The organism is Mesorhizobium sp. M7A.F.Ca.CA.002.05.1.1 (assembly GCF_003998335.1).
Classification (GTDB): Bacteria; Pseudomonadota; Alphaproteobacteria; order Rhizobiales; family Rhizobiaceae; genus Mesorhizobium.
On record NZ_RZQI01000197.1, the window covers coordinates 1 to 7,992 of the forward strand.

Annotated in this window: 9 protein-coding genes; 2 read left to right on the forward strand and 7 right to left on the reverse strand. The window is 62.7% G+C overall.

The window, feature by feature from the left end; translation table 11 throughout:
* Positions 1-309: saccharopine dehydrogenase NADP-binding domain-containing protein (locus tag EN939_RS12720; RefSeq protein WP_206528283.1), on the reverse strand; the 309-nt coding region annotated here is incomplete at its 3' end.
* A 231-nt stretch (positions 310-540) separates the two neighbouring features.
* Positions 541-1,572, reverse strand: coding sequence for a LacI family DNA-binding transcriptional regulator (locus EN939_RS12725; RefSeq protein WP_164749020.1), 1,032 nt, complete (start codon positions 1,570-1,572; stop codon positions 541-543).
* Between the two features lie 210 nt (positions 1,573-1,782).
* Here EN939_RS12725 and EN939_RS12730 point away from each other — a divergent pair, with 210 nt between their 5' ends.
* Entirely contained in the window at positions 1,783-2,112 is a 330-nt protein-coding gene (locus EN939_RS12730; protein WP_127268296.1) for a MoaF-related domain-containing protein, read from the forward strand.
* A gap of 127 nt (positions 2,113-2,239) precedes the next feature.
* Positions 2,240-2,683 (forward strand): hypothetical protein, encoded by a 444-nt coding sequence (locus tag EN939_RS12735; protein WP_127268297.1) that lies wholly within the window; start codon positions 2,240-2,242, stop codon positions 2,681-2,683.
* Here the strand turns inward: EN939_RS12735 and EN939_RS12740 are convergent.
* From EN939_RS12740 to EN939_RS12760, 5 genes are all read right to left on the reverse strand, one after another.
* Positions 2,680-3,621, reverse strand: a complete 942-nt coding sequence (locus EN939_RS12740) for a heme-dependent oxidative N-demethylase family protein (protein WP_127268298.1) — start codon at positions 3,619-3,621, stop codon at positions 2,680-2,682. The two genes, EN939_RS12735 and EN939_RS12740, sit on opposite strands and share 4 nt — an antisense overlap.
* A 12-nt stretch (positions 3,622-3,633) precedes the next feature.
* The gene (locus EN939_RS12745; protein WP_127268299.1) at positions 3,634-4,296 is read right to left on the reverse strand and encodes an aminotransferase class IV family protein; all 663 of its coding nucleotides are present in this window, start codon (positions 4,294-4,296) and stop codon (positions 3,634-3,636) included.
* A complete protein-coding gene (locus EN939_RS12750) occupies positions 4,245-5,390 on the reverse strand; it encodes an aminodeoxychorismate synthase component I (protein WP_127268300.1) in 1,146 nt (381 codons plus the stop codon). Before EN939_RS12750 ends, EN939_RS12745 begins: the two co-directional genes overlap by 52 nt.
* A gap of 178 nt (positions 5,391-5,568) precedes the next feature.
* Positions 5,569-6,351, reverse strand: a complete 783-nt coding sequence (locus tag EN939_RS12755; RefSeq protein ID WP_127268301.1) for a proton-conducting membrane transporter — start codon at positions 6,349-6,351, stop codon at positions 5,569-5,571.
* Between the two features lie 361 nt (positions 6,352-6,712).
* The coding region (locus tag EN939_RS12760; protein ID WP_127268302.1) for a M3 family oligoendopeptidase at positions 6,713-7,992 on the reverse strand (1,280 nt) is incomplete at its 5' end.

The following is a 7,992-nucleotide window of genomic DNA, read 5'->3' on the forward strand; positions in this document are numbered from 1 at the left end:
CATCAGATCCACCGAGCCGGTATCGACCGACAGGTTGATGCAAAAGCCCTGGCCGCCGCCATTGGTCAGAAGCGGGGTCAAGAGCTTCTTGTAGTTCTTCTCGGTCACCGCTTCCTGGACGAAGGCGATGCCGCGCTCGTCGAGCAGCTTGCGGTCGGTGTCGCGCGGGTCGATGACCGTCATGCGCGACTTGTCGAACTGGAAATGGCGTTCAATCAGCGGCAGCGTTCCCCGGCCGATCGAGCCGAAGCCGATCATCACGACAGGGCCGCTGATCTCACCGTAAACGGGCCAGTTTTCATTCGCCATTTTATCGAGCACTCCTTCAAAACCCAGGAAACTGGGAAAACATGCGCAAGCCGGGGATTTTTGCCCGGCGGCCATGCGCTACATCACAGATCATTGTCACAAACCAGCGAAAAGCGCCAACCAGCGGCTAGCTGCGTTGGCTACGTGGTTAAGGCTGAAACCGTGGATGAATGGCTCTACCCGAACCAAAGTTAGCTCATTTGCCAAGCGCAAGCGACGTGCCCCGTCCGTTCAACGGATTTTTGCCCTCGGCGCAGCTGTGGACGCCCGAACCACCAACTCCACGGGCAGAACGACTTGGCGGGGCGGTTGGTTGTCAAGAACCATGCGGGCGGCGAGCCTGCCTTTTCCGATCACGTCTTGCGCGACAGTCGTCAGCGGAGGTGTGGTGCGCGCGGATTCAGCAGTGCCATCGAAGCCAATGACCGACACGTGGCCCGGCACCTCTATGCCGCGACAAACCGCCTCGTCGAGTATTGTGATCGCCTGCCAATCCGACATGGTCAGGATCGCGGTTGCTTCAGGCACATTGTCGAACACCACCGCTCCAGCAGATGGATCGCCGGGCGTCGTCTCGATAATCGGGACATCGTCGATCGACAAGTTCGCCTCCGCCAAGCCCTGTTTGAAACCGTCAAGCCTTTCGTCATCGAGTGAGAAGCCGGCAAGAAGCGGGCGCTTTGCCTGTCCGGGCATGTGCACAATGGGAGGGCCTGAAGTTCTCCGTATGGACAGGATGGCAAAATGTCGGTGTCCCAGCCCGGTCAGATGCCGGACGGCAGCGACCGCGCCCCTCCTGCCGTCGATCTTTATCGAATTGATGTCGGGACCTGCGTCGCTTTCGAGAATGACGAAGGGCAGGCGTCGCCGTTGTGCCGATGTTATGAGGCCGATATCCGCGCTGTGACCAAGGATGAAGCCGTCGACCAGGGCCTCGCGGATATTGGCGATGCGGGTATTATCGGTGCCGTTTACAAGGCTGAGCGTCGTTCCGGCCTCGTCGCAGGCGAGCGAAACGCCCAGCACCAACTCGCGGAGATAGGGACTTCTGAGCACGTCGGCGATGGCGTAGGCGCCAGGCGGCATGAACCCGATGGCATTGAACTTGCCATCCCGCAGCAATCGTCCCTTTGGATCGGGGCCGCCAAACCCGAGCGCTCGCGCGGCCGCTTCGACACGTTGGCGCAACTCAGGCCTGACCAGTTCCGGCCGGTTGAAGACGTTGGAAACAGTGCCCCGGGAGACACCGGCAGCCTTGCCCACGTCGGCTAGCGTTGGCATTGCGATTCACCCCGTTTCCCTTCAGTTAGACCATTTTTTGGAGCGCTCCAAGAATTTTGTTGACTCGAAAGTGGAAAGGGCGGATCGTATCACTTGGAGCGCTCCAAGTAGGCGTATCTGGCATTTTCGCGACTGAAACATCGAAGATCGTCAAATGGCTTGGTCCCAACGGCCACGCCCAGGGAGGGTGTTATGGCAGAAACCAATGTTTTTCCCGCCTCGCTTGTCGGTAAGACTTTCGACTGCGTTTTCGGCCCGTTCGTACCCCGGCTGACGTTTTTCTCGCCGGAGGAATTACATGTGCAGGCGTCGATCGGAGCCACCAAAATTGACGAGGTGGTCAAGATCGACATGACCAGCGTACGCCCGAACCTCGTGCTCATGAGCTGGACGGAGCAGAGCGGCAACTTCATCGTGCAGTTGCAGGATCATGAGAAAGGGATCGTCCACAACTATGCGCGGCTGGCCGACGGGCAGCTCTTCTGTGCCCAAGGCGCCATTCAAGCCGTTTCGCCTGCGTGACGCTCCCGCGTCGGGGCCGGCAAAGTGCGGCATCGACCGGCATACTGCTGTTTCCTAGTTGAAGTACTTCGGATTACGATCTGCTGAATTGCCGTCATCGATTTCCCTATTGAAGGAGGAAAGTGCGATGGAACTCGCTTACGACAGTCATCTGCTTGCCCGAATTCTGCTGAGCGTCGCGACCGTGGGCTACGGTGTGGTGACGATCAAAGCCGACCTCAACGCCACCCACGCCACCAATCCGCTGTGGACTCCGCACGCCCGGTTTCACGTCGTTTGGCAGGTGCTGAGCTACACCGGAGTCGCGCTGATTGCGCTGGGGCTTATCTGGATTGGAGGCCCACTCCAAGCCGAGCGGCTCTATCTCGCCGGGGGATTGGGCGTCGCCATGTATGGAGCGTTCTTCGTGGCCATGCTCTCACGACCGATCTATGGCGGCGTGCTCTACGACGAGAACGGCTACCTGCCATTCCGACCGCCGTTCGGACCGGCGGGTTGGCGGTGGGATGTCAACGTCACCGTCTTTACCGCGATGTCCGCGATCCTGCTGCTGGGCTTGGCCGCGATTTAGGACAGCGCCAGCACCCCGAGCCGGTCGACCAGCCGATCGCGGTCTGATGTCAGGCCCTTATAGTCGAGTTGGGCGAGATCGAGCGCTTCGAGCTGGGCGGCGAAAGACGCCGCGAGCTTCGCCCGATCCGGGTGCCTGGCCAGCACGGCGAGCGGGTCGAGATGGATGCGGATGGTGAACAGGATATCGCGTGAAACAGGCAGTTTGCGCAGGGTCTGCCGCTCGACGCGGATGAACGCATGAGCGTCGATATCGCCATCGGGAAAGCGCGACGGCCGGTTGGTGGCGCGGTCGATGCGCTGCAGGTCGGAGAGCGGATGATAGAGCGCGTTGTCGGACTGGATCGACCAGTTGTAGCGCTCGACCGCCTGCCCCTGGAGGCCATCGAACATCCGGTTGATGAGTTCCGCCGGACGCGTGCCCGGGCCGAAACCCGGCACCGGCGCGTGGATGTCCTGCAGCGGCTTGCCGAATTTTTCCAGGAGCGACCAGGACGAGGGAAAGCAGAGCGAGCCGGCGACTAGCCGCCAGCCGCTGTCACCGCGGCGCATCAGGATCAGGTCTTCCTGGACGAGCTGTGAGGCTTTAGCCAGCGGCGCCTCGGCGAGGGAAGCAGGCAGACGGCCCGCCGCGCCCGCCACCTCGACGCCTGATCCGCCGAGCCGATGGGTTTCGGGGAACCTCTCCAGGAGATGCGCAGCGAGCAAGTCGAGCACTTCCTGCTGGGCATCGCGCGTGCCGTCCTCCTCGACGAAAACGCGCTCTGGGATTTCGGCATAGAGCCGGTGCTTTTCGGCGAGATACGGCAGCAGATGGCCGTCGATCTCGATCCAGTCCGCCGGATCGAGCGGCTTCAGCCCGATACTGAACAGTTTCGACGAGCCGTCATAGGGCGTGTGGGTGGGGAGCGTATGCTCTGGGGGCGTGTGAGTGGGCACAGTCGTCCTGTTTCAGGTCAGTCTTGCGGGGATCAGTCCGCGCAGCGAATTGCCGACGAACAGGGACTTGGCGGATTTCAGATCGTCCAAGCTGTAGATCGCTTCGCGGGCGCGGCCTTCATCCAGAAGCTGCGCGCGCAATACACCAGGCAGCAGGCCGCAGTCGAGCCGGGGCGTGGCCAGCACGCCGTCGCCGAGATCGGCAAAGACATTGGTGATCGTGCCTTCACAGATCTCGCCGCGCTCGTTGGCCATAAGCACCTCGTCGGCCTGGGTGATGAGGTGTTCGGCGCGGGCACGCGTGTAGAGCTGCCGCCGGCTGGTCTTGTGGCGCAGCAGCGTGTCGTGCGAATCGAGCCTCGTCCGCGCCAGCCGCAGCATCCAGACCTTGTCGGCGGCGAGCGGTTCATAAGGCTGCGCCGAGGCCGCCACCTCACCATCGTGCGACAGGACGAGCCGCGTGCGCATGGCAACGCCGGAACCGCCGACCGCGCTGCTCAGTGCCTCGCCGACCTTGCCTGGAGCACAGCGGAAGCCGAGCTCCGCCGCCGAGCCATAGAGGCGCGCAAGATGGCGATCGAAGCGCAGGAAGCCCGGGCCGGGTTCCCAGCGCATGGTCTCGATCAACTGAAAGTCGGCGGTGTTCCCGTCGCGAAGCGCGCTTTCAGCAGACACTCCTGATACTCCTCCTGCGCCGTCGAATCGAAGACGACGCCGCCTCCGACATTGTAGACGGCCTCGCCGCCCGAAAAGAGCGAGATGGTGCGGATCGCCACGGAAAAGCGCATCGGGCCGCCGGGCGCGATCCAGCCTATGGCGCCGCAATAGGCATCGCGGGGCGTGCCTTCCAGGTCGCGCAGGATCTCCATGGCACGGATCTTAGGCGCGCCGGTGATCGAACCGCAAGGAAACAGCGCCGCGAAGATCTGGCGGATAGAGAGACCCGGCAGCAGTTTGGCCCTGACGTCGCTTACCATCTGATGCACGGTCGGGTAGGTCTCGATGCGGAACAGCGCCGGCACGTCCAGCGTGCCCACCTCGCTGATCAGCGAGATATCGTTGCGCAGGAGATCGACGATCATCCGGTTTTCGGCCTGGTTCTTCTCGTCATTGCGCAGGAAGATCTTCTGCCGCTCGTCTTCGGCCTTGGTGGCGCCGCGCGGCGCCGTGCCCTTCATCGGATGCGTCTCGATCATGCCCTCGGCGTCGATCTCGAAGAACAGTTCAGGCGAGCGCGACAGCACGATGGGTTCACCGAGCGCGATCAGCGCGCCATATTTCACCGGCTGACGTTCCGTCAATGCATCGAAGGCGGCCAGCGGCTCGCCTGACCATTGCGCATGCACGGGAAAGGTCAGATTGCCCTGGTAGCAATCACCTTGCCGGATGTGCTGGTGCAGCCGCGAAAAGCGTTTTTCATAATCCTCCGGCGACCACGTCGCACGGGCGTCGAAGATCGGGCCGTTGGTCGCCGTGGTGTCGCGCGGCGGCACCGCCTCTTCGACCGGGGCATCGAAAACCCCAAGGCACACGAGTGGGGCCCGGCGTTCATTCGGCAGCAGGGGAACGAGCTTGGGTTCGAGCAGGTAGCCCGCCTCATACGAGAAATAGCCGGCAAGCCATTTGCCTGCATCATGCGCGGCTTGTGCTGCTTCCAGAGCCGGTTCGAAATCCCCTGCTTCGTGCGCCACGATGATATCGGCCGGCCGGTCGAAAACGAGCTGGCGCGCGCTTTTGTCATTGCGAAAAATTGCGGCGGGCAGGGACATGGGACTCGTGCTGCGGTCTATGAAGCCATCAACCGCTCTATATGGGGTGCCGCTCGCGCGCAATCGAGGGAACGGCACGCTGCCTCTCAAAGCCGACCTCAGGGCCAACCCAGGGCCCAAGAGCAAACGGCGGCGCCGATATGGCGCCGCCGTTTGTAGTCTCGGTTCTTGCCGGCGATCAGCTGTTGCTGAGGGTTCCGGCTGTTGGAAACTGCTTGGCGAATTCCTTCTCGTTGCCGGCGGCGAGCAGCTTGGCTTGCTCGATCCAGCGTTCGCGCGCGATGCGGCCGTCGAAATTCATGACGTCCTCGATCCGTTTGACATCGGCGGCGGTCCAGGACGCGATCTGGGCGAAGCTGGTGACGCCTTGCGCCTTGAGCAGCTTCTCGTTGACCGGACCGATACCGATCAGCCGGCGCAGATTGTCGGGCTTTCCGGATGCTGGGCCGGCTGCTGGCTTGGCTGTTGCAGACTTGGTTGTTGCAGGTTTGCTCGTTGCGGATTTGGCTGTTGCAGGTTTGCTCGTTGCGGATTTGGCTGGAGCCGAGGTTTTGGTGGCGGCGGGTTTCGCTGCCGGCTTGGCAGGGACCGCCTTGCCAGGGACCGCTTTCGCAGCGGCCGGTTTGGCCGGCGTTGGCTTTGTGGCGGCGGATTTGGCTGTCGCGGGGGTCGACATCAGGGCCGCCGGCGCCTGGCTTGCCGGCTTTGCCGCGCTGCTTCCGGCGGCAGGTGCGGCCGACGCTTCACGCAGCCGGCGCTCGAGGTCGGCGCGGGTCTTGCCGCATGCATCGAGTTCGCCGGTCAGGCGGTCGCCGTCGGTGCGCAGCCTGTCGCGTTCGCTGCGTGTACGGTCGAGGTCGCCGCGCAAGCTGTCGAGTTCACCGCGCAGGCGCCCCCAAAGGAACCAGCCGACCAACACGCCTATCAGGAACGCCAGGACCACGTAGAAAAAAGTGCCCATTGTCTCTCTCCAGTCAGATCCGTCTGCCGTGGGTCATGACCTTCGGCGAAGGACTACTCTTGGTGGTTCCGCGGTAAGCAGAACAGCCGGCTTCGGTTCGAGCTGCGGCGATCGGCTTTGCTTGCCCATGGCCAACGGCCGTTGTCGCGTTCGCCTGAGCGACACGGCCGGCTGAGATTTCTCCTCGCCGATCCGCATGCGCTCCGGCTGAGCTTGGAGCGAAGGCTATCATAGAGCTTGTGGAAAGCTATCGGAAAACTTCGGTGGAGAGTACTTCAAGAACAGATATTTAGGGTGATAGTAGATCTGTCCCAACATGCATTCCGGCTAAACTGTTAGAGCGATGCCTGAGGGACGCGTTTCAAGCGTCGAGCGCTTCCAGCTCGTCGATCAGGCCGCTGATGACGCCAAGTCCGATCTGCCAGAAGGCGGGATCGGTGGCGTCGAGCCCGAAGGGCGCCAGAAGCTCGGAATGATGTTTGGTGCCGCCGGCGCGCAGCATTTCGAAATACTTGTCCTGAAAGCCGCGCTCGGCGTTCTGGTAGACCGCGTAGAGCGAGTTCACCAGGCAGTCGCCGAAAGCATAGGCATAGACATAGAAGGGTGAATGGATGAAGTGCGGGATGTAGGTCCAGAACACCTCGTAGCCTTCGCGCAGCTTGATAGCGGGACCCAGACTTTCGGCCTGCACTTCGAGCCAGAACTGACCGAGCCTGTCGGAGGTCAGTTCGCCGTTCTTGCGTTCGGCATGCACCTTGCGCTCGAATTCATAGAAGGCAATCTGGCGCACGACCGTGTTGATCATGTCCTCGACCTTCTGGGCGAGCATGGCCTTGCGCTCGCGCCGGTCGGTGGTCTGGTCGAGCAGCGAGCGGAAGGTCAGCATCTCGCCGAAGACCGATGCCGTCTCGGCCAGCGTCAGCGGCGTCGAGGCCATCAGTGCGCCCTGGCCGCCGGCCAGCACCTGATGCACCCCATGGCCAAGCTCGTGCGCCAGCGTCATCACATCGCGCGGCTTGCCCATGTAGTTGAGCAGGACATAGGGATGCGCCGACGGCACGGTCGGATGCGCGAAGGCGCCAGGCGACTTGCCGGGCCGGGCCGGCGCGTCGATCCAGTTGCGGTCGAAGAAGGTTCGCGCGATCTCGGCCATGTCGGGCGAAAAGCGCTGATAGGCGGACAGCACGGTGTTCCTGGCCTCCTCCCAGCCGATGATCGCCTGGGGCGTATCCGGCAACGGCGCGTTGCGGTCCCAGTGGTTCATCACCTCCATGCCGAGCCAGCGTGCCTTCATCGCGTAATAGCGGTGCGACAGGCGCGGATAGGCATCGCGAACGGCGGAAGCCAGGGCGTCCACCACGCTGCGCTCGACGCGGTTGGCGAGATGGCGTGAATCGGCGATGTCCTCGAAGCCGCGCCAGCGGTCGGATATCTCCTTGTCCTTGGCCAGCGTGTTGGTGATCAGCGTGAAGGTGCGCAAATTTTTGCGGAAGGTCGTGGCCAGCGCCTCGGACGCCCGGCGGCGCACCTCGCCGTCGGCGTCCTGCAAACGGTTCAGCGCCGGCTCCAGCGTCAGTTCCTCGCCGTCGATGTCGAAGCGAAGGTCGGTCATCGTCTCGTCGAACAGGCGGTTCCTCACGC

Coding starts and splice junctions, on each gene's coding strand:
- EN939_RS12730 (WP_127268296.1), top strand. CDS start 1,783: ATGGCAGAAACCAATGTTTTTCCCGCCTCGCTTGTCGGTAAGACTTTC.
- EN939_RS12735 (WP_127268297.1), top strand. CDS start 2,240: ATGGAACTCGCTTACGACAGTCATCTGCTTGCCCGAATTCTGCTGAGC.
- EN939_RS12750 (WP_127268300.1), bottom strand. CDS start 5,390: ATGTCCCTGCCCGCCGCAATTTTTCGCAATGACAAAAGCGCGCGCCAG.
- EN939_RS12755 (WP_127268301.1), bottom strand. CDS start 6,351: ATGGGCACTTTTTTCTACGTGGTCCTGGCGTTCCTGATAGGCGTGTTG.